General features: G+C 72.3%; 25 protein-coding genes. 13 read left to right on the top strand and 12 right to left on the bottom strand.

From position 1 onward, the window contains the following. Window positions 1-372: 372 nt before the first annotated feature. From H030_RS0116140 to H030_RS0116125, 4 genes are all read right to left on the bottom strand, one after another. Window positions 373-1149, bottom strand: a complete 777-nt coding sequence (locus H030_RS0116140; RefSeq protein ID WP_035128488.1) for a SigB/SigF/SigG family RNA polymerase sigma factor — start codon at window positions 1147-1149, stop codon at window positions 373-375. A gap of 65 nt (window positions 1150-1214) precedes the next feature. After that, a complete protein-coding gene (locus H030_RS0116135) occupies window positions 1215-1502 on the bottom strand; it encodes an ATP-dependent Clp protease adaptor ClpS (RefSeq protein WP_027006866.1) in 288 nt (95 codons plus the stop codon). Continuing rightward, a complete protein-coding gene (locus H030_RS0116130; RefSeq protein WP_027006865.1) occupies window positions 1499-2344 on the bottom strand; it encodes an MBL fold metallo-hydrolase in 846 nt (281 codons plus the stop codon). The genes H030_RS0116135 and H030_RS0116130 overlap by 4 nt, the downstream gene beginning before the upstream one ends. Beyond that, window positions 2341-3183: a class I SAM-dependent methyltransferase gene (locus H030_RS0116125; protein ID WP_051222885.1), complete on the bottom strand. Its 843-nt coding sequence runs from the start codon at window positions 3181-3183 to the stop codon at window positions 2341-2343. Before H030_RS0116125 ends, H030_RS0116130 begins: the two co-directional genes overlap by 4 nt. An 80-nt stretch (window positions 3184-3263) precedes the next feature. Here H030_RS0116125 and H030_RS0116120 point away from each other — a divergent pair, with 80 nt between their 5' ends. From H030_RS0116120 to H030_RS0116085, 8 genes are read left to right on the top strand one after another with little or no spacing between them, the layout of a single operon-like run. Then, entirely contained in the window at window positions 3264-5255 is a 1992-nt protein-coding gene (locus H030_RS0116120; RefSeq protein ID WP_027006863.1) for a protein meaA, read from the top strand. 14 nt (window positions 5256-5269) lie between these two features. After that, entirely contained in the window at window positions 5270-6223 is a 954-nt protein-coding gene (locus H030_RS32740) for a GTP-binding protein (RefSeq protein WP_035127830.1), read from the top strand. Next, window positions 6220-6372 carry a hypothetical protein gene (locus H030_RS39135; RefSeq protein ID WP_155892082.1) on the top strand — a complete coding sequence of 51 codons (153 nt, stop codon included), beginning with the start codon at window positions 6220-6222 and terminating at the stop codon, window positions 6370-6372. Before H030_RS32740 ends, H030_RS39135 begins: the two co-directional genes overlap by 4 nt. 16 nt (window positions 6373-6388) lie before the next feature. Beyond that, window positions 6389-7795, top strand: a complete 1407-nt coding sequence (locus H030_RS32735; protein WP_051222883.1) for an alpha/beta hydrolase — start codon at window positions 6389-6391, stop codon at window positions 7793-7795. Window positions 7796-7804: 9 nt separating this feature from the next. Next, window positions 7805-8572 carry an LLM class flavin-dependent oxidoreductase gene (locus tag H030_RS0116100; protein WP_027006862.1) on the top strand — a complete coding sequence of 256 codons (768 nt, stop codon included), beginning with the start codon at window positions 7805-7807 and terminating at the stop codon, window positions 8570-8572. A 10-nt stretch (window positions 8573-8582) separates the two neighbouring features. Beyond that, window positions 8583-9455, top strand: a complete 873-nt coding sequence (locus tag H030_RS0116095; protein WP_027006861.1) for a DUF72 domain-containing protein — start codon at window positions 8583-8585, stop codon at window positions 9453-9455. Next, window positions 9452-10018, top strand: a complete 567-nt coding sequence (locus H030_RS0116090; protein WP_027006860.1) for a uracil-DNA glycosylase — start codon at window positions 9452-9454, stop codon at window positions 10016-10018. Before H030_RS0116095 ends, H030_RS0116090 begins: the two co-directional genes overlap by 4 nt. 10 nt (window positions 10019-10028) lie before the next feature. Then, window positions 10029-11075, top strand: a complete 1047-nt coding sequence (locus tag H030_RS0116085) for an NAD(P)-dependent alcohol dehydrogenase (protein WP_027006859.1) — start codon at window positions 10029-10031, stop codon at window positions 11073-11075. On the opposite strand, the gene H030_RS0116080 is transcribed toward H030_RS0116085, so the two are convergent. Further along, window positions 11072-11293, bottom strand: coding sequence for a hypothetical protein (locus tag H030_RS0116080; RefSeq protein ID WP_155892081.1), 222 nt, complete (start codon window positions 11291-11293; stop codon window positions 11072-11074). The two genes, H030_RS0116085 and H030_RS0116080, sit on opposite strands and share 4 nt — an antisense overlap. Window positions 11294-11538: 245 nt before the next feature. Next, entirely contained in the window at window positions 11539-12036 is a 498-nt protein-coding gene (locus H030_RS0116075; protein ID WP_155892080.1) for a DUF4878 domain-containing protein, read from the bottom strand. 23 nt (window positions 12037-12059) lie between these two features. On the opposite strand from H030_RS0116075, the gene moaA reads away from it, so the two are divergent. Together moaA and H030_RS0116065 are read left to right on the top strand one after the other, a co-directional pair. Continuing rightward, on the top strand, window positions 12060-13055 hold the full coding sequence (moaA, locus tag H030_RS0116070) for a GTP 3',8-cyclase MoaA (protein WP_081690855.1): 996 nt from the start codon (window positions 12060-12062) through the stop codon (window positions 13053-13055). Between the two features lie 75 nt (window positions 13056-13130). Continuing rightward, window positions 13131-13724, top strand: coding sequence for a PilZ domain-containing protein (locus H030_RS0116065; protein ID WP_027006855.1), 594 nt, complete (start codon window positions 13131-13133; stop codon window positions 13722-13724). Here the strand turns inward: H030_RS0116065 and mobA are convergent. Continuing rightward, window positions 13702-14292 carry a molybdenum cofactor guanylyltransferase gene (mobA, locus tag H030_RS0116060; protein ID WP_081690854.1) on the bottom strand — a complete coding sequence of 197 codons (591 nt, stop codon included), beginning with the start codon at window positions 14290-14292 and terminating at the stop codon, window positions 13702-13704. The genes H030_RS0116065 and mobA overlap by 23 nt on opposite strands. Before the next feature lie 46 nt (window positions 14293-14338). Here mobA and H030_RS0116055 point away from each other — a divergent pair, with 46 nt between their 5' ends. Together H030_RS0116055 and H030_RS32730 are read left to right on the top strand one after the other, a co-directional pair. Further along, on the top strand, window positions 14339-14890 hold the full coding sequence (locus H030_RS0116055; RefSeq protein ID WP_231398454.1) for a hypothetical protein: 552 nt from the start codon (window positions 14339-14341) through the stop codon (window positions 14888-14890). An 82-nt stretch (window positions 14891-14972) separates the two neighbouring features. Continuing rightward, window positions 14973-15905: a diguanylate cyclase gene (locus H030_RS32730; RefSeq protein ID WP_051222881.1), complete on the top strand. Its 933-nt coding sequence runs from the start codon at window positions 14973-14975 to the stop codon at window positions 15903-15905. Here the strand turns inward: H030_RS32730 and H030_RS0116045 are convergent. Next, a complete protein-coding gene (locus H030_RS0116045) occupies window positions 15902-16489 on the bottom strand; it encodes a TetR/AcrR family transcriptional regulator (RefSeq protein WP_027006852.1) in 588 nt (195 codons plus the stop codon). The genes H030_RS32730 and H030_RS0116045 overlap by 4 nt on opposite strands. A gap of 127 nt (window positions 16490-16616) precedes the next feature. On the opposite strand from H030_RS0116045, the gene H030_RS0116040 reads away from it, so the two are divergent. Further along, the gene (locus tag H030_RS0116040) at window positions 16617-17126 is read left to right on the top strand and encodes a DUF308 domain-containing protein (RefSeq protein ID WP_051222879.1); all 510 of its coding nucleotides are present in this window, start codon (window positions 16617-16619) and stop codon (window positions 17124-17126) included. Window positions 17127-18014: 888 nt separating this feature from the next. Here H030_RS0116040 and H030_RS0116035 read toward each other — a convergent pair. From H030_RS0116035 to H030_RS0116020, 4 genes are all read right to left on the bottom strand, one after another. Next, window positions 18015-18566: an NUDIX domain-containing protein gene (locus tag H030_RS0116035; protein WP_196809150.1), complete on the bottom strand. Its 552-nt coding sequence runs from the start codon at window positions 18564-18566 to the stop codon at window positions 18015-18017. Next, a complete protein-coding gene (locus H030_RS32725; RefSeq protein WP_051222877.1) occupies window positions 18563-23362 on the bottom strand; it encodes an NAD-glutamate dehydrogenase in 4800 nt (1599 codons plus the stop codon). Before H030_RS32725 ends, H030_RS0116035 begins: the two co-directional genes overlap by 4 nt. Before the next feature lie 104 nt (window positions 23363-23466). Then, entirely contained in the window at window positions 23467-25266 is a 1800-nt protein-coding gene (locus tag H030_RS0116025) for a phosphoenolpyruvate carboxykinase (GTP) (protein WP_027006849.1), read from the bottom strand. A 209-nt stretch (window positions 25267-25475) separates the two neighbouring features. Next, a complete protein-coding gene (locus tag H030_RS0116020) occupies window positions 25476-26000 on the bottom strand; it encodes a MaoC family dehydratase (protein WP_027006848.1) in 525 nt (174 codons plus the stop codon). Between the last annotated feature and the right edge of the window lie 86 nt (window positions 26001-26086).

Below are 26086 nucleotides of genomic sequence, written 5' to 3'. Positions count from 1 at the left end.
CGCGTAGTTGTACGGGTTGCCGGCGGCGGGCTCTGCCCGCCGCCGCCGGCCAAGCGCCGGGCCGGACGGATGACAGCGAAGACCGCGACGGCTGCGCGTTGCAGCGGGCGCCGACGATCAAGCGAAGCGCCTTCATCCGAGAGACTCGCAGCGCCGTGGAGCGACGTCGCGGAACCAGCGGCGGCGTTGCCATGGCGAGTCGAACGCGTGGTGCGATGCCGGACGGCCGGCGGCAAAGACCGCGACCGCCGCGCGTTGCGGCGAGCGACGACGACCAAGCGAAGCGCCTTCATCCGAGCCGACTGCGGTGCCGCGGAGTGATGTCGCGGAAGGAGCGGTTGCACCGCCGCAGCGGGCCGGCGCGTGGAGCGGTTAGCCGGCGGCAGGCGACTTGTCGATGTCCAGCCGGAGCTTGGCGATCGACTGGCGGATGATGCGGGAGACCTGCATCTGGGAGACGCCGATGCGGGTCGAGATCTCGGTTTGGGTGAGGTCTTCGGCGAAGCGCAACCGGAGGACCTCGCGGTCGCGTTCGCTCAACACGTCCATGGCTTCGTCCAACAGCACGCGCATCTCCGCGCGTTCCAGCTCGATGTCGCGACCGCCGATGGAATCGGCGAGCGTCATGTCCTCGCCGGTCGGCTCGTCCAGCGACCGTGTGCGGCGCGCGCCCACGGACTGGATCGTCGCCAGCACCTCCTCGAACGGCGCGTCGATCGCGTCGGCCAGCTCCTGGACCGTCGGCGAGCGGCCCAAAGCCCCGGTCAGCTCGTCGCGCTTCTTCGCGACCTCGAGCTGCAGCTCCTGCAGCCCGCGCGGCACGCGCATCGCCCAGGTGCGATCGCGGAAGTGGCGCTTGATCTCCCCCAGCACCGTCGGCGTCGCGTACGACGAGAACCGCACCTCGCGCGTCAGGTCGAAGCCCTCGATCGCCTTCATGATCCCGACGCAGGCGACCTGCACGAGGTCGTCCATCGGCTCGCCGCGCCCCGCGTAGCGGCCAGCCAGCGCCCGTGCCAGCGGGAGCATCTCCTCGGCCAGCTGGTCCCGCGCCCGCACGTCGCCCCCGTGGTGGTAGCGGCGCAGCAGTTCCTGCTCCCGCGCAGCGCGGGCGGCGGTCTCGACGATGTGCCCCCCTGAATCGGCCATCCTCACGGGAGGGTAACGGCCCGCGGGTCAGGAGGCAGACGGTCCCAGGATCGGGACCGGTCGCGCTAGCTCTGCTCGAGCGGGGCCATCGTCAGGCCCGCGTCCCGCAGCTGCGCCCAGTAATGCTCGGCCAGCTCCTTGTGACCGGACCAGACGATCGCCAGCCCCGCGGCGTGGATCCGGTCGGCGATCGCGTAGCCCTTGCTCATGTCGATGCCCGGGATGTGCCGGGCCAACGTGCCGGCCACGTGGTCGAAGGTGTTGTGGTCGTCGTTGCGGACGATCACGCGCCAGGCGCCCCCAAGGGCGCCGTCGGGTCCTGCGGTTCTCGGTAGCTCGATGGTCTGGCTCATTGCGGCTCGGAAGTATCGCGCTTCTGCCAGTAACGCGCCAGCCCGCCGTACAGCGTGTCCGGCGGCATGGCCTTGAGGTACCCGTCCTCGTCGGTGACCCCGTCGAACTCCGCCCGGATGGCGCGTTCGAACTCGGCCGCATCGGCCCCGCGCGCGACCTGGGCCCAGCGATCGAGCTCGACGTGCAGGTCTGCGAGGTGACGCTCGACGTCGGTGAACGTCCCGAAGTGCGTCAGCGCCAGCGCGCTCGGCCTCCACGCCGCGACCAGGTCGATCGACCGGTGCCACCGCTCCACGTCGATGTCCGGCGGCGGCGTCGGCGGCAGGATCGGCCCGTCGCCGATGCGCACGCCGGCCACGTCTCCCGCGAAGACGATGTTGGTGTCCTCGTGGCGGTAGGCGACGTGGTGGACCGCGTGCCCGGGCGTGTACGCCCACTCCAGCCCGCCCGCGCGCCCGCCGTCGCCGCTCAACACACGAACGTTGCCCTCCGGCACCGGGACGATCCGGCCCCACAGGCGCTCCATCGCGTCGCCGTAGATCCGCTCGGCGCTCGCGACCAGCCGCGACGGGTCGATCACGTGCTTGGCGCCGCGCTCGTGGACCCAGACCTCCAGGTCCGGCCACTTCTCCACCAGCGCGCCCGCGCCGCCCGCGTGGTCGAGGTGGATGTGGGTCAGCAGGACGGCCTTCGGCCGCTCGTCGCCGAGCGCCGCCAGGACGTTGCCGACCGACGAGTCCGGCCCCGGATCGATGACGTAGCCGTCGATCCAGTGCGTGCAGACCGCCTTCTCGGCGCCCTGGAAGTGGGTCTCGATCTCGCGGTGGAGGTCCGAGGTCATGGTGTAGGTGTCCCCTTCGTGGCGATGACGACGTCCTGGTAGGTCGGTCCGGCCCCGCCCCGCCAGGTCCCGTCGTGGATCGCGGTGATGGTCAGGCCGTGACGCCCGTACAACCCCTGCAGCCACGCGCGGTCGAACGCGATCGCGTCCTCGGGCACGGCCGGGTCGATCACCGCGGACGTCTCGTTGTTGTCGCTGTTGATCCGGAACGGCAGCGCGGCGCGCCCCGCCCGGACCGCGTCGCGCGAGTTGTCATCCAACAACAGCCACGTCGCGAACAGCGTCCCGCCCTCGCGCAGGACCCGCGCGGCCTCGCTCACGTACCGCTCCGCGGCGTCCGCCACGAGGTGCGTGAACACCGACGTCGCCAGCGCGAAGCCGAACGTCCCGTCGTCGTAGGGGAACGTGAACTCCGCGGCGGCCTGCGTCCCGGCCGGGTTGTAGCGCGTGTTGAAGATGTCGGCGACGACGAACGCGAACTCCGGATGCCCGGCGGTCTCGTAGTGCGCGCGGCACCAGGCGATCCCGTCGGCGTTGATGTCGAACCCGTCGTAGGCGCCGCCGCCCGCGGCATCCAGGAACCCGGCCAGCGGCCGGGCCATCCGCCCGATCCCGCAGCCGATGTCCAGGACACGATCCCGCGGCGACAGCCCGCCGAGCGTGATGAAGTGCCCCAGGAACTCGTCGCCGGTCCCCGCGAAGTCCGAGTCGGCGTGGCCGACGAAGTGCAACCGCCGCGGCGGGACCAGCGGGTCGCCGCGCCCGGCCACGCGGTCGCGCAGGTCCAGGGCGCGCAGCCGCAGCGACGTCGCGGCGCGTTCGAGCAGGGGCGCGGGCACGGCGCCTGAGCCTAGTGGCAGCGAGACGACGGCAGCACCCCGCCCGACGAGTAGCCCAAGTGGGCTATCGCACAAGTACGATGCCGTGCATGGATCATCGCCTGCCGGAGCGCGACCGCCCCTGGATGATGCGGACCTACGCCGGTCACTCGACCGCGAAGGCCTCCAACGAGCTGTACCGCTCCAACCTCGCCAAGGGCCAGACGGGCCTGTCGATCGCCTTCGACCTGCCGACGCAGACCGGCTACGACGCCGACCACGAGCTGGCCAAGGGCGAGGTCGGCAAGGTCGGGGTCCCGGTCGCGCACAAGGGCGACATGCACACGCTGCTCGACGGCATCCCGCTCGGCGAGATGAACACGTCGATGACGATCAACGCTACGGCGGCCTGGCTGCTGGCGCTGTACATCGGCACGGCGGAGGAGAACGGCGTCGGGCAGGACCAGCTCCAGGGCACGACCCAGAACGACATCATCAAGGAGTTCCTGGCGCGCGGGACCTACGCGTTCCCGCCCGGGCCGTCGATGCGCCTGATCGCCGACATGGTGGCCTACACGGTCACCGAGGTCCCGAAGTGGAACCCCATCAACATCTGCTCGTACCACCTCCAGGAGGCGGGCGCGACGCCGGTCCAGGAGATCGCGTACTCGATGTCCAACGCGATCGCGGTGCTCGACGCGGTCCGCGAGCGCGTGCCGGAGGACCTGATGGGCAAGGTCTTCGCGCGCATCTCGTTCTTCGTCAACGCCGGCGTGCGGTTCATCGAGGAGCACGCGAAGCTGCGGGCGATGAGCGTGCTCTGGGAGGAGCTCGGCCGGACGCGCTACGGCGTGACCGACGAGAAGCAGCTGCGCTTCCGCTACGGCGTGCAGGTCAACTCGCTCGGGCTGACCGAGTCGCAGCCGGAGAACAACGTCCAGCGCATCGTCCTTGAAGCACTTGCGGTGACGATGGGCCGCAACGCCCGCGCCCGCGCGCTGCAGCTGCCGGCGTGGAACGAGGCCCTCGGCCTCCCCCGCCCGTGGGATCAGCAGTGGTCGCTGCGCATCCAGCAGGTCATGGCCTACGAGACCGACATGTTGGAGTACCCCGACATCTTCGAGGGCTCGGTCGTCATGGAGGGCCTCGTAGCGGAGCTGCTGGAGGGCGCGCGCGCCGAGATGGCGGTCGTCGAGGAGCACGGCGGCGCCGTCAAGGCGGTGGACTACATGAAGGCCGCGCTGGTCGACTCGCACCGCGAGCGGATCCGGCGCATCGAGCACGGCGAGCAGATCGTCGTCGGCCTCAACAAGTACACCGAGTCGAGCCCCTCGCCGCTGGTCGACGAGGAGGGCGGGATCATGACCGTCGATGCGGCCGTCGAGGCCCAGCAGCGCGAGGCGGTCGTCGCCTGGCGCGCCGCGCGCGACAACGACGCCGTCGAGGCCGCGCTGGCCGAGCTGCGCCGCGTCGCGGGCAGCGACGAGAACATCATGCCCGCCACGATCGCCGCCGCGAAGGCGGGCGTGACGACCGGCGAGTGGTCGACCGCGCTGCGCGAGTCCTTCGGCGAGTTCCGCGCGCCGACCGGCGTCGGCGAGGCCGCCGCGGGCGACCGCGACGAGTCCGACCTGGCCGAGATCCGCGAGGAGGTCGAGCGCCTCGCCGAGGCGATGGGCCGGCGCCCGAAGATCCTGGTCGGCAAGCCGGGGCTGGACGGGCACTCCAACGGCGCCGAGCAGATCGCCGTGCGCGCCCGCGACATCGGCTTCGACGTCGTCTACGAGGGCATCCGGCTGACGCCGTCGCAGATCGCGGCGAGCGCCGAGCAGGAGGGCGTCCACGTGATCGGGCTGTCGATCCTGAGCGGCTCGCACAAGGAGCTGATCCCGGACGTCGTGGATGCGCTGCGGGCGCGCGGCGTCGACGCGCCGGTCGTGGTCGGCGGGATCATCCCGAGCGCCGACGTGCAGCCGCTGAAGGACGCGGGCGTCGCCGCGGTCTACACGCCCAAGGACTTCGACCTCGGGCAGATCATGCGCGACATCGTGGCCCTGGTCGCCGAGCGCAACGGCGTCGGCGCCGAGGCGTAGGCTCCGCCGCGACCTTGGCGGCCGCTGAACCCCAACATCTCGCCGCGCGCCTGCGCGACGGCGACCTCTCCGCTGCGCCCGCGGTCCTGAACCTCGTCGAGTCGCGCGCCCCGCGCGACCGCGAGGCGGTCCGGGCGTTGTTGTCGTCGTTGTCTCCCGCGGCGCTCGGTGGCGAGGCGGCCGGGCACGTCGTCGGCGTCACCGGCCCGCCGGGCGCGGGCAAGTCATCGCTGTTGAGCGAGCTGTGCCGGGAGTGGCGCGCGCGGGATCGCTCGGTCGCGGTGCTCGCGGTCGATCCGTCGTCGCGCCGGTCCGGCGGCTCGCTGCTCGGCGACCGCGCGCGGATCGCCTTCGACCCCGACGACCGCGGCCTGTTCATCCGCTCGACGGCGGCCGGCGACCGACTTGGTGGCCTTGCTCCCGCGACGCGCGCGGCCGCGCAGGCGCTGGCCGTCGCGTTCGACGTGGTGGTCATCGAGACCGTCGGCGTCGGGCAGTCCGAGACCGAGGTCGGCGAGGTCGCCGACACCGTCGCGGTGATCGTGCAGCCCGGCTCCGGCGACGTCCTGCAGTTCCTGAAGTCCGGGATCATGGAGATCCCGGACGTGCTCGTCGTCACCAAGGCCGACCTCGGCGACATCGCGATGCGCGCCCGCCGCGACCTCAACGCCGCGCTGCGCAGCGCGGGCTCGCGCGACACGAAGGTCGTCGCGGTGTCGAGCGTGTCGCCGGTGGTCGGGGTCGACACGCTGGTCGACGCGTTGGACGAGCACCGCGCGGCCCTCGACGTCCACGCGCGCCGGGTCGCGGCGCGCCGGTCCGGGGCGCTCCAGGACTTCCTGGTCGAGCACGGCGAGCGCGGCCTGCGCGCGCTGGGTGGGCGCCGCGCGGCGGCGAAGCTGCTTGACTCCGCCGACCCCGCGACCGACGAGCCGACGCTCGTCGCGACCCTGGAGTCCCACCTGTGAAGCGCGACCTCCTCGTCCTCCTGCTCGTCTTCGCGATCGTCACCGCGATCGCCGCAGCGCTGGGCGCCGCCAACTTCGGCACCGCGCTCACCTTCGGCCAGATCGCCTTCGCGGCGGCGCTGGTCTGGATCCTCCTGAAGCGCCCCTAGGGCGTACGCTCGCCCGGTGCGGGTCGGGGCCGTCGGGATCGCGTTGCTCTGCGCCGTGGCCGTCGCCGGCTGCGGTGGCGGCGGTGCGCCGGAGCCGACAAGGACGGCGAGGACCAGCGCGCCGAGGGTGGTCGCCGCGGCGCCGGCGGCGAGGCTGCGGAGCGCGACGTGCGGGCCGCGCGTCGGCGGCGGCTTCCGCTGTGCGACGCTCACCGTTCCCCTCCACCGTCGCGGGCCGCGCGCCGCGGACGGGCGGACGCTGACGCTCCGCGTCGCGCTGCAGGACGGCGCGTCGCATCCGCGGGGCGACTACATCATGTTGACCGGCGGCCCGGGTCAGCCGGGGCTGCCGTTCGCCGCGCGGCTCGCGGCGCGGCTGAGGAGCGTGACGAGCGGGATGCGGCTGGTCGTCGTCGACCAGCGCGGGACGGGCGACGGCGCGCTCTCCTGCCCGGCGCTGCAGCGGACCGCCGGGACGTCGGACCTCGCGGTCCCGCCGCGCGCCGCGGTGACCGCCTGCGGCCGCAGGCTCGCCAGCGCCCGCGCCGCGTACACAACCGCCGACACCGTCGCCGACCTCGACGCGCTGCGCCGCGCGCTGCGCGACCCCGAGTGGGTCGTCGGCGGGATCTCGTACGGGACGTTCGTCGCCGAGCGCTACGCGCTCGCCCACCCCAGGCAGACCCGTGCGCTGATCCTCGACAGCGTCGTGCCCCAGGAGGGCGCCGAGCTGCTGGAGCGCGTCCCGCTGCGCGCGACCGCGCGCGTCCTCGGCCCCGCCGCGACCGCCGACCTGCGCCGCGTCCTACGGGACCACCCGGACCTCGGGCCGGGCCTGTTCGACGCGATCACCGAGCGCTCGATCGGCGTGCCGCACCTCGGCGCGGTGACGCGCGCGCTGCGCGCCGGGGCGGCCGGGAACCTGCGGCCGATCCGGACGCTCCTGCTGCTCACGCGCGGCGAAGAGCGCGGCGTGCCCGCCCGCTTCTTCTCCTCCGGCCTGCACGCCGCGACGCTGTGCGCCGACGCGCCCGCGGCCTGGCCCGGCGGGCCGGCCGCGCCGCTCCGGGTGCGCGAAGCGGCGCTCGCCGCGCTGCGCCGCCGCGTCCCGGCGAGCGCGACCGCGCCGTGGCCGGTGTCGACCGCGTTCGGCCAGGGCCTGCTGGCGACCTGCCGCGCTTGGCCGCCGACGACCGCCCCGCCCGCGCCGTCGCGCGCCGCCCGGATCACGACGCCCGCGCTGCTGCTCGCGGGCGACCGCGACCTCTCGACGCCGCTGGAGTGGGCGCGGGCCCAGGCCCGCGCGATGGGCGACGCGCGGCTGGTCACCGTCCACGGCGCCGGCCACTCGATCCTCTCGCGCGAGCCCGGGAGCACCGGGCGCGACGCGCTGCGCTCGTTCCTCGCCCGGCGGCTCGGGTAGGTTCGGCGCATGTCGTCACGCCGTGGGATCTTCGTCGCGCCGTTCAACGAGCTGGCCGACCCGCGGCTGCTCGCGCAGCTGGCCGCCGACGCCGAGGCCGGCGGCTGGGACGGCTTCTTCCTCTGGGACCACATCGTCTACGGCGCGCCGGTGCGCGATGTGCTCGACCCGTGGATCGTGCTGGCCGCGATCGCGGGCGCGACCGAGCGGATCCGGATCGGCCCGCTGGTCACGCCGATCCCGCGCCGCCGGCCGCAGAAGCTGGCGCGCGAGACCGTCACGCTGGACCTGCTCAGCGGCGGCCGGACGGTACTCGGCGTCGGGATCGGCTCCGACACCTTCGGGGAGCTGTCGCCGTTCGGCGATCCCTCGGACCCGAGGGAGCTCGGGCGACTGCTCGACGAGGGCCTGGCGCAGTTGATGACCTACTGGAGCGGCGAGTTCACGCCGCTGCCGGTGCAGCGGCCGCGGATCCCGGTCTGGGCGGCGGCGCGCTGGCCGGCGCGCAAGCCGGTCCGGCGCGCGGCGCGGCTGGACGGGCTGTTCCCGATCGAGCTGCCCGACCCGGAGGCCCTGGCGACGCTCGCCGGCGAGATCGCCTCGCAGCGTGCCGAGGAGGGCGTGACCGGCGCCTATGACCTGATCGTGACCAACGACCATGACTACGATCCCGCGCCGTGGGAGGCCGCCGGCGCGACCTGGACGCTGCGCGGGTTCGGCAAGGCGCCGTCGCTGGACGAGGTCCGCGCGGTGATCGCGGCGGGCCCGAACGGGTAGCGCCCACGGCGTGGGCACGATCGTCGTCGGAACCTCCTCCTGGGCCGATCCGGGGTTCGTCGCGGAGTGGTACCCGGAGGGGCTCGCGGACCGGGACCGGCTGCCGTGGTACGCCGAGCACTTCGAGGGCGTCGAGGTGAACGCGACGTACTACGCGGTTCCGGGCGCGGCGACCGTGAGGCGCTGGGCCGAGGTCACGCCCAAGGCCTTCACCTTCGACGTCAAGTTGCATCAGTCGCTCTCGCGCCACAGCGCGGAGGTGGGGTCGCTCCCCAGGGCGCTGCGCGACGACGTCGCCACGACGCCGCGCGGGCGGGTCCGGCCGAACGCCGACCTGGACCGCGCGCTCTGCAAGGCCTACAGGAAGGCGATGAGGCCGCTGGCCGACGCGGGCAAGTTGTCGTCCTACCTGCTCCAGCTCTCCCCCGCCTTCATGCCGCCGTCGAAGCGGCTGGAGGAGCTGGACGTGATCGTCGAGGGCCTTGCGCCGACGCCCGTCGCCGTCGAGTTCCGCCACCGCGCCTGGCTGCACGACGAGCGCCGCGACGCGACGTTCGGCTGGCTGCGCGACCGCGGCGCCGTCTTCGTCGGGGTCGACGCGCCGCAGGGCAAGCCGCCGACGATGCTGCCGCCGGTCGACGCGGTCACCAACCCCGCGCTCGCCTACCTGCGCCTGCACGGCCGCAACGCGCGCGGGTGGGTCAGGGGCCGGACGGTCGCCGAGCGGTTCGGGTACCGCTACGACGCGCAGGAGCTCGAGGAGCTGGCCCAGCGCGCCGAGGCGCTGGCCGAGGAGGCCGACGAGGTGCGCGTGATGTTCAACAACAACCGCGGCGACGACGCGCCGGCCGGCGCGTCGCAGATGAAGGACTTGCTGAAGTGAGCGCGCAGCGCGACCTGGACGAGCTGGCCGAGGAGATCCGCGCGCACAAGGGCGCGGGGTGCGGCTTCGAGGTCTGCGAGACGTGCACGCAGCTCGTCCCGGGCGTCGGGCCCGCGAGCGCGGAGATCGTGATCGTCGGTGAGGCGCCGGGCGCCAGGGAGGACGCGGCGGGCGTCCCGTTCGTCGGCGCGGCCGGGAGGTTGTTGGACACCTTGCTCGCCGAGGCCGGCATCCCGCGCGAGGCCGTGTTCATCACCAACGTGGTCAAGGCACGGCCGCCGAGGAACCGGGACCCGAGGAGGGACGAGGTCGCCCACCACTGGCCGTGGCTGGAGCGCCAGCTGGACATCATCAGGCCCCAGCTGCTGGTCCCGCTCGGGCGCCACGCGCTGGCGCGCTTCGCCCCGGACGCGAAGATCGCCGAGGTCCACGGCGCGCGGCTGGAGGGCGAGGGCGGGCGTCAGCTGTTCCCGCTCTACCACCCCGCCGCGGCGCTCTACAACGGCGGCCTGCGCGCCACCCTGTTCGAGGACGCACAGGCGCTGCGCGCCGCGTTGTCGTAGAACTAGGGGCATGAGCACCACGACGCGCGCGCTGCACGCCACCGCTGCCAAGGCCCCCTTCGAGGCGACGACGATCGAGCGGCGGGACCTGAAGCCCACCGACATCGCGATCGACATCGCCTACTGCGGGATCTGCCACAGCGACATCCACCAGCGCGACAACGACTGGGGGCGCTCGACGTTCCCGATCGTCCCGGGCCACGAGATCACCGGGACGGTGAGCGCCGTGGGCGACGCGGTCACGCGCCATCAGGTCGGCGACCGCGTCGGCGTTGGCTGCTTCGTCGACTCCTGCGGCGAGTGCGAGCCGTGCGTCGAGGGCGACGAGCACTTCTGCGCCAAGGGCGCGGTCGCGACCTACAACAGCACCGGCTACGACGGCGAGCGCACGTACGGCGGCTACTCGCAGCACGTCGTGGTCGACGAGCGCTTCGTGATCCGGATCCCGGACGCGCTCGGCCTCGACGTCGCGGCGCCGCTGCTGTGCGCCGGCATCACCATGTACAACCCGCTCAAGCGCTGGGGCGCGGGGCCGGGCAAGCAGGTGGCGATCGTCGGGATGGGCGGCCTCGGGCACGTCGGCGTGCAGATCGCCGCGAAGCTCGGCGCCGAGGTGACGGTGCTGTCGCAGTCGCTGTCCAAGGAGGCCGATGGCCGTAGGTTCGGCGCCTCCCACTACTACGCGACTGCGGACAAGGAGACGTTCAAGACGCTCCGCAACCGCTATGACCTGATCGTCAACACGGTCTCGGCCAACCTGCCCGTTGACAAGTACCTTGGGTTGCTCAAGCCCCGCGGCGCGATGGTGTCGGTCGGCCTGCCGACCGATCCGGACACCGTCCACGGCGGCTCCCTGATCGGCCGCGACCGCATCCTCTCGGGCTCCAACACCGGCGGCCTGCCGCTGACGCAGGAGATGATCGACTTCTGCGCCGAGCACGAGATCGCACCCGCGATCGAGCTGATCGGCGCCGACACCGTCGACACCGCCTTCGACCGCGTCCTGAAGTCCGACGTCCGCTACCGCTTCGTCATCGACACCAAGACGCTCGGCTAGTCGCCGCCGCCATCGCCCGGCCGTGAGTTGACCCACCTGACGATGGTGATCACCACCGCCAGGATCAGCAGCCCGAGCCCAAACGCGATCAGTCGGTTCCCCGGGCCCTGGTCGCCGGAGCACTGGTCACACAGACCAGCGCCCAGGCGTTTGGCGGCGCCGTAGAGGATCAGGCCGAAACCGACGACGGCGACGAAAATCGGCGCGTAGCGGATCAAGCCGCGGGCACCACCTTCGTCGTCTCGCTGCTCCAGCGACCGCTCCTGGCGAGCACGCACGCGGTCACCGGACAATGCCGAGCGCGAGCAGCGCGAACAACATGGTGAGTGGCTTGGACCGGACGGGCACGGCGCGCATCTACACAGATCGCTCAACACGCGTCAACCCAATTGGATCGGCTGGCTACACGACCTACGACACCTGTCGAGTCCCCTGCCGTTTCGGCTAGACGGTGCTGCTCCGTCTAGTCGGTGCCGTTGGGATAGGCCTTCGAGGTCGAAGTCGATGGCGGCGCGGTCGACGTGCTGCCCGCCGGCTCGTCGAGCGAGGAGATGCGCCAGGAGTTGTTCTCCTTCACCAGCTGCAGCGCGTCGTTGGAGGCCTGTTGGCCGGAGGCGGTGGTGTGGACGGAGACGAGGGCCTTGTCGCCGTTGATGGAGACGTCGGTGATCTCGAGGGTTGGGGACTTGACGTCGCCGAGGCCGCGTTGGAGAGCGCCTTCACAGGGCAGGCCGACGTCTTCGATCCTGGCCACCAGCGCGGAGGACAGCAGGTCGTTGCAGATCTGCTTGTAGTCCCTCTTCTGCGTCGCGATCCCGAACTTCGCAACGACCGCCCGGACGAGGGTGTCCTGGCTGGGGGCGGTGGTCGTCGGCTCGGTGTCGGCGCCGCAGCCGCCGCCAGCAACTCCTACAAGAACGGCGAGCGAGGCGGCGAGGGTCATCCGGGACGGGCGGGCCACGCGGGCAGGGTATCTTCCGAGTCGTGCAGCGCGAGCCGCTCATCGACGGCCACGGCCGCCGGATCTCGGACCTCCGGATCTCGGTCACCGATCGCTGCAACTTCCGCTGCCAGTACTGCATGCCCGCCGAGGGCCTGAAGTGGCTGGAACGCGACGGCATCCTGCGCTTCGAGGAGATCGAGCGGCTCGCGGCGCTGCTCGCCCAGATGGGCATCCGGACCGTCCGGCTGACCGGCGGCGAGCCGCTCGTGCGCAAGGACTTCCCGGCGCTCGCCGCCCTCCTCACGAGGATCGAGAAGCTCGACGAGGTCTCCGTCACGACCAACGGCTTCCTGCTCGAACGCGACGCGCAAGCACTGGTGCAGGCCGGGATCGCCCGCTTCAACGTCTCGGTCGACTCGCTCCAGCGCGACCGCTTCTTCGCCCAGACCCGCCGCGACGCTCTGCCCCGCGTCCTGCGCGGCCTCGCGCACCTCGCCACCTTCCCGGAAGCCCACCCGATCAAGGTCAACGCGGTCGCGATCCGCGGCTTCACCGAGCACGAGCTCCTCCCCTTCGCCCGCTTCGCCCGCGAGCACCCCTACGAGGTCCGCTTCATCGAGTACATGCCGCTCGACGGCGACCGCTCGTGGGACATGACGCAGGTCCTGACCGGCGCCGAGATCTTCGACGCCATCAACAAGCACTTCCCGCTCGAACCCGCCGAGCGCGCGCCGCACGCCACCGCCCGCACGCACCGGTTCGCCGACGGCATCGGCAAGATCGGCCTGATCAACCCCGTCTCGGAGCCCTTCTGCGGCGACTGCGACCGCATCCGCCTCACCGCCGACGGCCGCCTGCGCACCTGCCTCTTCAGCCTCAACGAGACCGACCTCCGGACCCCGCTGCGCACGGGCGCGACCGACGACGACCTCGAGCAGCTCATCCGCGACGCGATCTGGCGCAAGGAGCTCAAGCACCGCGTCAACGAGCCCGGCTTCATCCAGCCGCAGCGCACGATGTCCGCCATCGGCGGCTGAGCGGCCAGCGCCACCGCCGTCCGCGCCCGGACCACCGGCGCTCAAGAACGCCCACGCGCGGTCGATGCCCCTGTTGTGGAGCTGCTGCTCGAACCGCGCGTCCCGATCGACATCACCCTCGATGGCGGTTGGCACCTGACCGCGCAGGTCACCTCGGTCGGCCCGGACCACGTGGACCTCGGCCCGCTCAGCGAGCCCCTCGCGCTCCCCGCCCAGCTGCGCTGGTGCGGTGCCACGATCGCCTGGAAGACCCGGATCGGCGCCGCCCACCGCAACGGCATCCTCACCCAGGGCCCGGAGCCCGGCCAGCTGCGCATGCACCCGGTCGGCGAGCCGATGAAGGTCCAGCGCCGCAGGTTCGTCCGCGTCCCCGCCGAGCTGTCGACCGCGGTGATCGCGCCGGACAAGCGCCTGACGACCCGGACGCTCGACGTCTCGGTCGGCGGCATGCTCGTCGCGCCCGCCGACACGCTCGTGCTCGACGACACCGTGCGCTTCGCGCTCGACCTCGGCGCGATCACGATCTCCGGCGACGGCAAGGTCGTCCGCGGCACCTCCGAGGGCGCCCGCGGCATCCTCTTCGACAACCTCCAGGGCCGCGCCGAGCGCCAGCTCTCGCGCTACGTGGCCGAGCGCCAGCGCCAGCTCATCGCCGGCTCTCGCCAGTGAGCAGCGCCGCCGCGCCGAGCAGGTCCTCCGGCGCGTTGACGTTGTAGAACGCCGTCGGGTCCAGCCCGTCGACCGCCCGGACGCCGAGCTCCTCGGCCACCGCGGTCGCCCGCGCGCCGCCGGTCACCGCCGAGCGCAGCCCTGGGAGCGCGCGCGGCAGCCACAGCGCGCACAGCACCTGCAGCCGCCCGTGGACCAACGGCGCGACCACCGCGGCGCCGCCCGGATCCGCGCCAGCGATCGCGCCCAGCGTCGCCGCGTCGATCAGCGGCAGGTCGACGGCGACCGCCAGGATCGGCCGTCCGGCCGCCAGCCCCAGCGCGTGCTCGACCCCGCACAGCGGGTGCTGGGGCTCGTCGGGCTCGATCCAGAGGTCGGCCGCGCCGGCCAGCGACGGCAGGATCGTCCCGCGCTTGGCGGTCACGACGACGTCCTCGCAGACCTCGTGCAGCGCCTCCAGGACGTAGTGGATCAGCGCGCGCCCCTCCAGCTCGACGATCGCCTTGTCGCCGCCGATCCGCCTGCCCCGCCCGCCGGCGAGCACCACCCCGATCGCCTCAGCCCCCATGGTCGCGCGACACTACCTCGTATCCTGAGACCCCATGGGAGACCTGATGGGCGCACACCCCTGGCTGCGCTGCTACCGGTGCTGGTCGCAGGACCTCGAGGTGCAGGTGCACTACGAGGGCATCCACCGCATCGACCCGCAGACCGGCGAGCGCGCCGAGGTGGTCGACGAGTTGCAGGAGGCCGTCGTGCAGTGCCTGGAGTGCATGCACGACCAGCCGCACCTGACGTTCGCCAACGGGCGCGTCGAGGCGGTCGAGGACCGCTGGGAGCGGATGATCGCCGGGACCCCGTGGGTCGCGTCGTGCACGGTCACCGTCGACGCCGACGACGTCGAGACGTGCTCGGGCCCGGAGGCCGGCGACGCGCTCTCCTACGCCGCGTTCGGCGACCACGGCACGCGCGAGTTCTTCACCCACGTCCGCTTCCACAAGCACGAGGAGGGCGGCCGGATCGTCGTGCACCTGCTCGTCGAGCTGTACGCGCGCTCGATCGAGGAGGCGACGGAGGTGCTGGAAGAGGCGGCCCGCGGCCACCTCACGATCACCTCGCTGGCCGAGGAGTCGCGCCCGCCCGCGGCGGCCGAAGACCGCCACTGAGCGGGGCTGGAGTGGACCCTCCCTCGATCGGGGGAGTGCAAAGCTCCAGATGCAGGCCTTTCGTGCCGAAGAAGTTGGGCGAATGGAGCAGCCGACCGCCCGCATCCTGGTGGCCGAGGACTCCGCCCTCCTGCGGCGGGTGATCGGCGACGTCCTGCGCGAGCAGGGCTGGACCGTGCTGGAGGCGACCGACGGCGCGTCGGCGCTGCACATGGCGCAGACCGAGGACCCGGCGGTGCTGCTGATGGCGCGCGAGATGCAGGGTCTCGACGGCCTCGCGGTCCTCGACGCGCTGCGCTCCGACCCGCACACCGAGGACATGCCGGTCGTCTTCGTGACCGGCCACACCGACGCGGCCGACCTCGCGCTCGGGCTGCAGCGCGGCGCGCACGACTACGTGCGCAAGCCGGTCGACCCGGTCGAGCTCGTCGCCCGGATCGGGACCGCGCTGCGCCTGCGCGCGCTGCACGACGAGCTGGCCAGGCGCAACGCGGAGCTGGAGCAGCTCGCCCGGACCGACACGCTCACCGGGCTGGCCAACCGCCGCCACGCCGACGACGTGCTGCGGGCGACGATCGCCGCCGCCCGCCGTCACCGCCGGACGCTGAGCGCGGTGCTCATCGACGTCGACAACTTCAAGTCGGTCAACGACCTCCACGGCCACGCCGCCGGGGACGCCGTCCTGCGCGAGATCGCCGTGCGCCTCACGGCCGGGCTCCGCGAGGAGGACACCGCCGCGCGCTGGGGCGGCGAGGAGTTCCTGTTGCTGTTGCCCGACTCGCCCGACGCTGGCGTCGTCTGCGAGCGCCTGCGCGCGGGCGTCGCCGGGCGCCCGATGAACGTCCACGGGCTGCTGGAGCTGCCGGTGACGGCGTCGTTCGGCTGGGCGCCGTGGACCGGCGACGAGACCGGCGAGGCGCTGATCGGCCGCGCCGACGCCGCGCTCTACGCGGCCAAGGCCGCCGGCCGCGACCGCGTGGTCGTCGCCACGGCCTCCGCGCTGCGCGCGGCTTAGTCCTCGACGATCGGCTCCAGGTCGATCGACGCGACCAGGCCGGCGACGCCGCGCCGGAACGTGCGCGTCGCGACCGTCGGCGTGTCGAGGTAGGCGGCGCTCATCGCGCCGTCGCGCAGCATCACGAAGTGGCGCGCGGCGCTCGCCGGGCGGGCGTGGCCGGCGTCGTCGAAGGCCCTGCGGACCAGCTCGTAGTACCACTGCCGGTGCTCGGCGACGACCTGGCGCACCGGGCTCCCGGCGTCCTCGGCCTCCGACGCGGCGTTGATGAACGCGCAGCCACGGAAGCCCGGCCGCGCGATCTCGGCGGTGACGTCGTCGCCCAGCGCCCGGACCAGCGCACGCCCGCTCGCCCGCGCGGTCGTCGCCGCGGCCTGCTCGGCGATCAGGTCGTGGACGCGCCGCAGGTAGGCGACCACGAGGTCCTGCTTGGTCGGGAAGTGGCGGTAGAGCGTTGCGAGCGTGACGGGCGCGGCCTTGACGATGCGATCGATCCCGACGCTCGTGATCCCCTCGGCGTAGAAGAGCTCGGAGGCGGCGGCGAGGACCCGGTCGCGCGCCTCGGATCGCTTGGCGGCAGGCATGGTGCGCAGTCTAGTAGAGAGAACGATCGCTCTTGACAGCAGCGTGGCACACGTGCTTTCCTGCTCGGCACCACATGAGAGAGCGATCGTTCTCTCTTCCCACCTCCGAGAAGGAAGACCCTCCGCCATGCCCAAGCTGCTCATCGCCCGCGCCGCCCTCGCCCTTGTCTGGGCAGGGGCGCTCGTCCTGGCCGTCGGCCACAAGGTCCCGACCACCGACGCCGACCTGCCCGCCGCGGCCGCCGCGCTGCTCGCCACCTACCCCCTGATCGACGTCATCGCCTCCGTCTTCTCCGGCCGCCGCGTCAACGCCGCGATCAGCGCCACCGCAGCGATCGCGATCGCCGTGACGGGCTTCGGCGCCGACGCGGGCGCGACGCTCATCGCCTTCGGCGCCTGGGCCGTCGTCTCTGGCGCGATCCAGTTCGCCACCGCCCTCCACCACCGCCGCACCACCGGCGGCGGCCAGGTCGCGATGCTGACCAGCGGCGGCCTGTCGACGCTGGCCGGCATCAGCTTCCTCTCAGCCGCAGGCATGGACGACGCCCACCTCGCGATGCTCGGCGGCTACATGGCGGTCGGCGCGGTGCTCTACCTCGTCGCGGCAGCTCGCAGCCGTCACCCGCAGGCGGCGTAGCGCAGCGGCCCGCGCCGCGCCTAGCGACCGAGACGGCTCCGCGCTGGGGCGTTGCCGGCGACGATCTCGGCGCCCCGGACGGCTGCGGACACGCCTCGGCGGTGGCGGTGCTGCGACGCGGCCGAGGGCCGACTCCGGCGTGAGCGGCGCTGCGACGCGACGGTGGTGGCGTTCAGCGCGGCCGTGTCGGTGGGAATGCGGGGCGTAGCTTGGAGGGCATCGACGAGAGAAGGCGTTGGCGGTCGCGCCGCCGCTGGCGGTGTGGCTCGGCGTGGTGGCGGTGCGGGCGGGTCTCCTTGGGCCTCGCGTAGGGCTCCGGGCGCCGTTCGGGCCCGAACCCAAGCGTCAACGGTGCATAGTGGTTCGCATAGAGCCCAAATGCACCGTTGACCCCCTCAACGGCAGTCCGGCGTCCCATACGAACACCAAACTGCCGCCGACCAACCCGTTCGGCCCCGAACCCCGCCCCCCGTCCCGGCGAGCAGCCCAGCCACACCACCAACGCTGGCGCCGCCTCCAGCGCAGCTCGCCATCGATGCCCTCCCAACCAACGCTCCAAGCCGCCAGCAACACGGCCGCGCTGAACACCACCCCACCGCCGCGCCGCAGCACCCCCAACGCGCCGAGCAGAAGACGAAGCACCTACCCCCGCCGTGACGACACCCGCGCTGGAGCAGTGCCATGGACCGAGGCGCAAGGGCGGCATGTCGCCGAGCGGCGGCGGCCCGCATGCCGGACGGACGGCGGCGAAGACCGCGATCGGTCGCGTGGCAGCCGGCGACGACGATCAAGCGAAGCGCCTTCATCCGGACGGTCGCGGTGCCGCGGAGTGATGCCGCGGAGCGAGCGGCTGCGGTGCCGCGGGGCGGGGGACGCGTGATGCGAGGCCTACAACAACCTGGCGAGGCCGAGTGCCGCGACTGTCGTCGAGTCCGCGATCTCGCCGGAGGCGATCATCGCTCGTAGCGAGCCGATGAGTTGGCGGCCGACGATGAGACCCTGCTCGGTCTCCTCCAGTGCCTGCTCGCCTTGCGTGAAGTCGCTCGCCACCCAGACGGTGCAGGGCTGGTTGGACATCCCGTAGGCGAAGTACAGCTCGGCGATGCGTTCCATCGACCCGGCGCGGAGGCCGGTCTCCTCGGCCAGCTCGCCGCGCGCCACGTCCTCGGGCGTCGCGTCCTGGCCGTCGTGCCAGGCGCCCTGCGGGATCTCCCAGAAGCGGCGTTCGACGGTGTGGCGCCACTGCTGGACCATCCACACGTGGTCGCCGTCGATCGGCACGATCGCCGCGCCCGGCGGCTTCTCGATCACCGCGTAGAGCCCGGGCCTGCCGTCGGGCAGGAGCGTCTCGTCCTCGCGGACGCGCATCCAGTGGTTCTCGTAGACCGTCCGGGACGAGGTCACGCGCAACCGACCCGGATCCCGCCCTCCCTCGCTCACCCCGCCAAGCCTCGCAGGTGGCGGATCGCGAGCGTCAGGCCGGCAAGGTCGCCGTCGCCGTCGGAGCGCAGCGCCCTGGCAACCGAGGTCAGCCGCCGCCGCGGCGCCTCGCGCGCGGCCAGGAACGCCTCGACCGCCGCGGCCGGATCGGCGCCCGGCGACTCCTCCAGCGCCTTCTCGGCCAGCACCCGCCGCGCGTCGAGCACGTCATCGAGCAGCGCGTTCTGTGCCCAGCGGCGCACGCGCGTCCCGGCAGGGAGGTTCAGGACCTCCTGCTCCAGCCACTCCAGCCCGAGGATCTCGCCGAGGTCGTAGAACGTCGCGGCGACCTCCACCACGTCGCGGCCCGTCGCCGCGGCGACCGCCACGATGTCCGGCCCGTGGCGCAGCGCGCGCTGGAACGCGTGACGGCGGGCGACCGCATCGGGAACGCCCGCGTCGATCAGCTGCACCGCGACCGTCTCGTGCTCCTCCCTCCACGAATCGGACCGCAGCCGCGGCATCACCTCGGCGAGCGTCACGAACGCGTCGCCGGCCTCCGCGACCGCCGCCTCGACGTCGGCGCCCGGCGCGTGCAGCAGGTACCAGCGGGCAACCCCTGCAACAAGGTCGTCGACACCATCAAGAAGCGTCCACGCCGTGTCCGCGTCGAGCGTCTGCACGACGCCCTCGATCTCCAGCCAGCGCTGCGTCGCGCCGGTCACCTCGCGCGCGATCCGGAACGCCCGGACCACCTCCGCCGGCTCGGCGCCCAGCTCGTCGCTCATGCCGCTCACGAACGTCGGGCCGAGGGCGTCGACGACGTCGTTGGCCGCCAGCGTCGCGATCAGCTCGCGCCGCAGCGGGTGGTCGGCGATCAGGTGCCCGAAGCGCGCGACGACCGGCTGCGGGAAGTACGTGCGCACGTCGTGGTCGAAGGCGCTCTCGTCCGGCAGGTCGGAGTCCAGCAGCGCGTCGGTCAGCAGCCGCTTCGCGTAGGCGACGAGCACCGACAGCTCCGGCCGGACCAGCCCGCGCCCCGCGCGCCGGCGCTCGTTCATGTCGTCGGACGTCGGTAGCGCCTCGTCGCGGCGGCGCAGGATCCTCGCGCCCTCCAGCGCGCCCATCAGGTCCTCGTAGGCGAACACGCGCGCCGCGCTGGACCGTACCTCCTGCGACAGGATCTGCGCCTGCAGGAACGAGTCGTACAACACGTGTTGTACGACATCCTCGGTGACCTCGGCGAGCAGGTCGTCGCGATCCTCGTGGCCCAGCTCGCCCTTGCGCACGGCGAGGTCGAGCAGGATCTTCAGGTTGACCTCGTGGTCGGAGCAGTCGACGCCCGCCGAGTTGTCGATGAAGTCGGCGTTGATCAACCCGCCGCCGCCCTCGTGCCCGCCGACCGACGCGTACTCGATCCGCGCGCGCTGGGTGAAGCCGAGGTTGCCGCCCTCCCCCACCACGCGCGCCCGGACCTCGTGTCCATCGACGCGGATCGCGTCGCTCGACCGATCGCGCGCGTCGGCGTCGGACTCGTCCGACGCCTTGACGACCGTCCCGATCCCGCCGTTCCACAGCAGGTCGACCGGCGCGCGCAGGATCGCCCGGATCACGTCGGTCGGCGCCAGCTCGCTCGCCTCCACGCCCAGCGCCCGCTGGATCTCCGGCGTCAGCGCGATCCGCTTGGCGTTGCGCGAGAACACGCCGCCGCCCTCGGAGATCAGCTCGCGCGCGTAGTCATCCCACGACGAGCCGCTCATCGCGAACAGCCGCTCGCGCTCGGCGAACGACGCCTCAGGATCCTGCGGGTCGGGGTCCAGGAAGATGTGGCGGTGGTCGTAGGCGGCGATCAGCTTCAGCGACCTGGACAACAACATGCCGTTGCCGAACACGTCGCCGCTCATGTCGCCGATGCCGACGACCCGGATCTCGTCGCGCTCGGGATCCACACCGACTTCGCGGAAGTGGCGCTTGACCGACTCCCACGCGCCCTTGGCGGTGATGCCCAGGCCCTTGTGGTCGTAGCCCGCACTGCCGCCCGACGCGAACGCGTCGCCGAGCCAGAACCCGCGCCGGACCGCGACCGCGTTGGCGGTGTCGCTGAACGTCGCGGTGCCCTTGTCGGCGGCGACGACGAAGTACGAGTCGTTCTCGTCGTGGACCCGGACGCCTTCGGGCGCCACCGTCGAGCCGTCGTCGGCGAGGTTGTCGGTGACGTCGAGCATCGCCTCGATGTAGCGCACGTACTGGCGCTTGACCTCGTCGCGCAACAACGCCGGATCGTCGGGCCGCGCCTTCAGGAAGAACCCGCCCTTGGCGCCCGCCGGCACGATGACCGCGTTCTTGGTCATCTGCGCTCGCATCAACCCGAACACCTCGGTCCGGTAGTCCATGCGGTCGCTCCAGCGGATGCCGCCGCGCGCGATCCGCCCGCCGCGCAGGTGGATGCCCTCCATGTCGGGCGCGTAGACGTAGATCTCGAACAGCGGCGCGGGCTGCGGGATCGCCGGGACCTCGGCGGAGCGCAGCTTGAAGGCCATCGCGTCGCGGCCGTTCTTGTACACGTTGGTCCGGACCGTCGCGTCGATCAACCCAAGTTGGTTGCGAAGGATCCGGTCGTGGTCGAGCAGCTCGACGCCGTCGAGGTCGCCCCTGATCTCCTCGCGCAGGGCCTCCTGCGCGGCGTCGTCACCGCCACCGTCGCCGGTGGAGAAGCGCAGCTCGAAGAGCCGGATCAGCTTGGCCGTGATCTCCGGGTTGGCGGCGATCACGTCGTTCTGGAAACCCTCGGTGTAGCGCGAGCCGATCCGCTGGCGGTAGCGGCGGTAGGCGCGCAGGACCTGGACCTGCGGCCACCGCAGCCCGGCGCCGACGATCAGGCGGTTGAGCGAGTCGGTCTCGGTCTCGCCACGCCAGACGGCCTCCAGCGACTCGGCGACGCGGTCGCCGAGCGCGCGCAGCGACAGCGGCTCGTCGTCGCCGCCGAGGACGCCGAAGGCCTGCAGCCACAGCTCGTCGTCGCCGGTCAGGCGCGCCGGGACCTCCTCGATCACACGCAGGCCCAAGTGCTCCAACATGGGCGTGGCCTGCGACAGCTCGATCTTCGGCCCGCGCCGGTAGAACGCGACGCGCGTGCGCCGCCGGCCGTCCGGCCCGCGCTCGTCCTGCAACCCCACCAGGAAGTCGGCGCGGCCGGTGGCCAGCGCCTCGAAGCGCTCGACGTCGTGGGCGGCGATCAGCGGATCGACCGCGGCGCGGTAGGACTCCGGCAGGCGCTTGAGCCAGCGCGCGGCGAGCATCCGCCCGCGCTCGGGCCCGTGCGAGTGGATCAGCGCGGCGCCGACCCGGTCGCGCCACGTGCGCGCCTCCAGGATCAGACGGCGCTCCAACTCGGAGACGTCGGCCTCGGGCAGGCCGCCGCCGGAGCGGACGGTCAGGTGCAGGTAGACGCGATCGTCCTCGCCGAAGACCTCATGTTGCTCGACGACGTCGGTCCCATAGGCCGACGCGACCATCCCGCGCAGCCGCTCGCGCAGCGTCGCGCTGTAGCGCTCGCGCGGCAGCGCGGCGACCAGCGCGGCGCCGCGCCCGTCGCGCGACCGGCGCCCGAGCAGCCGGACCTCGTCGGCGCGCAGCGACAGCAGCGCCGCGATCTGGGCCCGCAGGTCCTCGGTCGGCGCGCCGAACAGCTCGCCCTTCGGGAAGCCGTCGAACAGCGTGATCGCGGCCTTCGAGTCGTGCGAGCCCTCGATCAGGTCCTCGGCCTCGAGGATCCGGCGCAGCTTGTCGCGCAGCAGCGGCGTGATCGACGCGGGCTCCGCGTACGCACGCGTGGTGAACAGCCCGAGCAACCGCGCTTCTTCTACAACAACTCCGGCGTCGTCGAAGCGCCGCGCGATCAGCACGTTCATCGGCTCGCGCCGGTGCACGGGCGACAGCGTGTGCGTCTTGGTGATCTCCAGCACCGTCGCGCCCTCGGCGCCCGCGACCGGCGGGTCGTGGGCGGGGACGCGCAGCTCGCCGGCCTCGCGCGAGTCGCGCAGCAGGCCGAGGCCGGAGCCGTCCACGCCGCGCAGCCGTCCCTCGGAGTCCGCCGCGTCCTCGTGGTAGCCGAGGAAGACGAAGTGGTGGTCGCCGGTCCAGCGCAGGAACGCGAGCAGCTCCTCGGGCTCGCCGTCCTCCTCGTCGCGCACGCGCTCGGCGCCGGCCGCGACGATGTCCGCCAGCCGGTCGAGCTTGCCGCGCAGCGGCTCCCAGTCGTCGACGACCGCCCGGACCGTCGCCAGCACGTGGCGCGCGGCATCCTCGAGGTCGGCCAGCTCCTCCGGCGTCAGGCGCCGGTCGAGCTCGAAGTGCATGACCGACTCGCGCGGCGCGTCGCGCGGGTGCTCGATCGAGAGGATCCGGCCGTCGTCGGGCGACCGCCGCACGCCGACGATCGGGTGCGTGACCCGGACCACCCGCAGCCCGCGCGCGACCAGCTCGCCGGTGATCGAGTCCACCAGGAACGGCAGGTCGTCGGTGTTGGTCTCCAGGACGCTGCCGAGCGCGTCGTAGCCGTGCTCCTCGGCCACCGGCGTGAACGCCCGGACGCCCGCGACCGCGCCGTCGCGGCGGTCGGCCAGCGCGAACGCGCCCCGGACCTCGGCCAGCAGCGCGCCGGCGTCCTCGCCCGGGTCGTCCAGCGGCGACGCCGAGCCCGGCGCGCGGCGCAGGTAGGCGGCGGCGAACCGCGCGAGCGTCTCCCCGTCGTGCTCCTTGGCGAGCGCGACCACAGCGTCGGCGACCCCCGCCGACGACTCCTCTTGGATGGACACAGGCAGAACCTACCCGGCCGACCGGCCCCAAAAAGTCCGAAGGGCGCCCTGCACGGGCGCCCTTCGGTCCAACTCCTACAAGACGGGGCGAGCCCGTCCCGGCTCTACGCGCCGAGCCGCTGCTCCAGCGCCTGGAACTGCGAGCGGATCGCCTGCGGGAGGTCGTCGCCGAACTTCGCCAGGTGCTCCTTGACCTGGGGCAGCTCGTCGCGCAGTGCGTCCTCGTCGACCGAGAGCACCTCGGCCAGCGCGGCGTCGCTGATGTCCAGGCCCTCGACGTCGATGTCGCCCGCCTTCGGCACCAGGCCGACCGCGGTCTCGTCGGCGTCGACCTTGCCCTCGATGCGGCGGAAGACCCACTCCAGCACGCGCGAGTTGTCGCCGAAGCCGGGCCAGAGGAACTTGCCGTCCTCGCCCTTGCGGAACCAGTTGACGTAGAAGATCCGCGGCGGCTGCGCCCCGGCCTTCTGCCCCATCGCGAGCCAGTGCTCGAAGTAGGACGCCATGTTGTAGCCACAGAATGGCAGCATCGCGAACGGGTCGAAGCGCAGCTGGCCGACCGTGCCGAACGCGGCGGCGGTCATCTCGGAGCTCATCGTCGCGCCGAGGAACACGCCGTGCTCCCAGTCGAACGCCTCGCGCACGAGCGGGACCACCGACGCGCGGCGGCCGCCGAACAGGAACGCGTCGATCGGCACGCCCGCCGGGTCCTCCCACTCGCTAGCCATCGACGGGACCTGCTCCGCCGGGACCGTGAAGCGCGAGTTCGGGTGCGCGGCCGGGTGATCGGCCTCGGGCGTCCAGTCGTTGCCGTGCCAGTCGATCAGGTGCTCGGGGACGTCCTTGGTCATCCCCTCCCACCACGTGTCGCCGTCGTCGGTCAGCGCCGTGTTGGTGTAGATCGCGCCCTTCTCGAGCGCGGCCATCGCGTTGGGCGTGTTGGCGTAGCCGGTGCCGGGCGCCACGCCGAAGAAGCCGTTCTCCGGGTTGATCGCGCGCAGGCGGCCCTCGGAGTCGTACCTCATCCAGGCGATGTCGTCGCCGATCGTCTCGACCTTCCAGCCCTCGATGGTCGGGACCATCAGCGCGAGGTTGGTCTTGCCGCAGGCGGACGGGAACGCGCCGGTGACGAACTTGACCTCGCCCTCGGGCGACGTGAGCTTGAGGATGAGCATGTGCTCGGCCATCCAGCCCTCGTCGCGCGCCATGATCGACGCGATCCGGAGCGCGAAGCACTTCTTGCCGAGCAGCGCGTTGCCGCCGTAGCCCGAGCCGTAGGACCAGATCTCACGGGTCTCGGGGTAGTGGACGATGTACTTGACCTCGGCGTTGGTCGGCCACGGCACGTCCTCCTGGCCCTCGGCCAGCGGCGCGCCGATCGAGTGCACGCAAGGGACGAACTCGCCGTCCTCCCCGAGGACGTCGAGGGCGCCGGTGCCCATGCGGGTCATGATCCGCATCGAGACGACGACGTAGGGCGAGTCGGTGATCTCCACGCCGACGTGCGACTTGTCGGAGCCGAGCGGGCCCATCGAGAACGGCACGACGTACATGGTGCGACCACGCATCGAGCCGTTGAACAGCTCGTTCATCGTCCCGCGCATCTCGTCCGGCGCACGCCAGTTGTTGGTCGGGCCGGCGTCCTCCTGCTCCTCGGAGCAGATGAACGTGCGGTCCTCGACGCGAGCGACGTCGCTCGGGTCGGACCACGCGAGATAGGAGTTCGGGCGCTTGGCGTCGGACAGGCGCTTGAACGTCCCTGCGTCGACGAGCTGCTGGCAGAGGCTGTCGTACTCCTCCGCCGAGCCGTCACACCAGTGGATCTCGTCAGGCTGGGTGAGGGCGGCGATCTCCTCCACCCACGCCGTCAACCTGGCGTTCTTGGTCGGAACCGTGATGCTCACGTCACTTCCTCGGTATCGAATTCAAGGAGGCGGGCGGAATGGGGACGACGGCCCACCTCGGTGCGCATTCGTGAAACCTACCCGGTCGGGCTACCGGAAGACTCCAGGGCTTGCTGAACGTTCGATGAGGCTGTAGCGCGGCCCATACGGCCGGGGGGTTCGAAGCCCCCCGACCTTCTGGTCCGGCTGCTGACCTCTCGAGCGGTGCGCTAAGCGGCGTCGCCCGGCGTCTTGCGCGGGACGAGCACGAGGCGCTTGAACTCGGCGACGAGGACGCCGTCCTGGTTGAAGACGCGGGTGTGGACCTTGACCGTGCCGCGGTCCAGCTTGGTCTTGGACTCGCGCTTCTCCAGCACCTCGGACTCGACGAACAGCGTGTCGCCGTGGAAGACCGGCGCCGGGTGCGAGAGCTCCTCGGTGGCGAGGTTGGCGATCGCCTTGCCGGAGACGTCGGAGACGCTCATGCCGAGCGCCAGCGAGTAGACGAGCGGCCCGACGACGACGTTGCGGCCCTGCTGCGACGCGGCGGCGTACACGTCGTTGAGGTGCAGCGGGTGGTGGTTCATCGTGATCAGGCAGAAGAGGTGGTCATCGCTCTCGGTGACCGTCTTCGCGGGCCAGTGCTTGTAGACGTCGCCGACCTCGAACTCCTCGAGGTAGCGGCCGTACGGGTGACCGCCCGTGGACTCGCGCTCGCGCTGATCGGTGGTGAACTCGCTGGTCTCAGCTGCCATTAGATGTCTCCTCGAGAGGGTTCAGGTACGACGTCAGGACCGGGAAGGATGGCAGGGACGAACGTTCGTTGACTCACGAGTCAACG

It is taken from the genome of Conexibacter woesei Iso977N, from assembly GCF_000424625.1.
Taxonomy (GTDB): domain Bacteria; phylum Actinomycetota; class Thermoleophilia; order Solirubrobacterales; family Solirubrobacteraceae; genus Baekduia; species Baekduia woesei_A.
This window is presented reverse-complemented; position numbering and strand designations above follow the sequence as displayed.

What these genes read in the sequence shown, in the direction of transcription:
- H030_RS0116135 (WP_027006866.1), bottom strand. Translation starts at nt 1,502, where the DNA reads ATGAGCCAGACCATCGAGCTACCGAGAACCGCAGGACCCGACGGCGCC.
- mobA (WP_081690854.1), bottom strand. Translation starts at nt 14,292, where the DNA reads ATGGGGGCTGAGGCGATCGGGGTGGTGCTCGCCGGCGGGCGGGGCAGG.
- H030_RS0116040 (WP_051222879.1), top strand. Translation starts at nt 16,617, where the DNA reads ATGCCCAAGCTGCTCATCGCCCGCGCCGCCCTCGCCCTTGTCTGGGCA.
- H030_RS0116020 (WP_027006848.1), bottom strand. Translation starts at nt 26,000, where the DNA reads ATGGCAGCTGAGACCAGCGAGTTCACCACCGATCAGCGCGAGCGCGAG.
- H030_RS0116140 (WP_035128488.1), bottom strand. Translation starts at nt 1,149, where the DNA reads ATGGCCGATTCAGGGGGGCACATCGTCGAGACCGCCGCCCGCGCTGCG.
- H030_RS32730 (WP_051222881.1), top strand. Translation starts at nt 14,973, where the DNA reads ATGGAGCAGCCGACCGCCCGCATCCTGGTGGCCGAGGACTCCGCCCTC.
- H030_RS0116130 (WP_027006865.1), bottom strand. Translation starts at nt 2,344, where the DNA reads ATGACCTCGGACCTCCACCGCGAGATCGAGACCCACTTCCAGGGCGCC.
- H030_RS0116085 (WP_027006859.1), top strand. Translation starts at nt 10,029, where the DNA reads ATGAGCACCACGACGCGCGCGCTGCACGCCACCGCTGCCAAGGCCCCC.
- H030_RS0116045 (WP_027006852.1), bottom strand. Translation starts at nt 16,489, where the DNA reads ATGCCTGCCGCCAAGCGATCCGAGGCGCGCGACCGGGTCCTCGCCGCC.
- H030_RS0116120 (WP_027006863.1), top strand. Translation starts at nt 3,264, where the DNA reads ATGCCGTGCATGGATCATCGCCTGCCGGAGCGCGACCGCCCCTGGATG.
- H030_RS0116055 (WP_231398454.1), top strand. Translation starts at nt 14,339, where the DNA reads ATGGGCGCACACCCCTGGCTGCGCTGCTACCGGTGCTGGTCGCAGGAC.
- H030_RS0116100 (WP_027006862.1), top strand. Translation starts at nt 7,805, where the DNA reads ATGTCGTCACGCCGTGGGATCTTCGTCGCGCCGTTCAACGAGCTGGCC.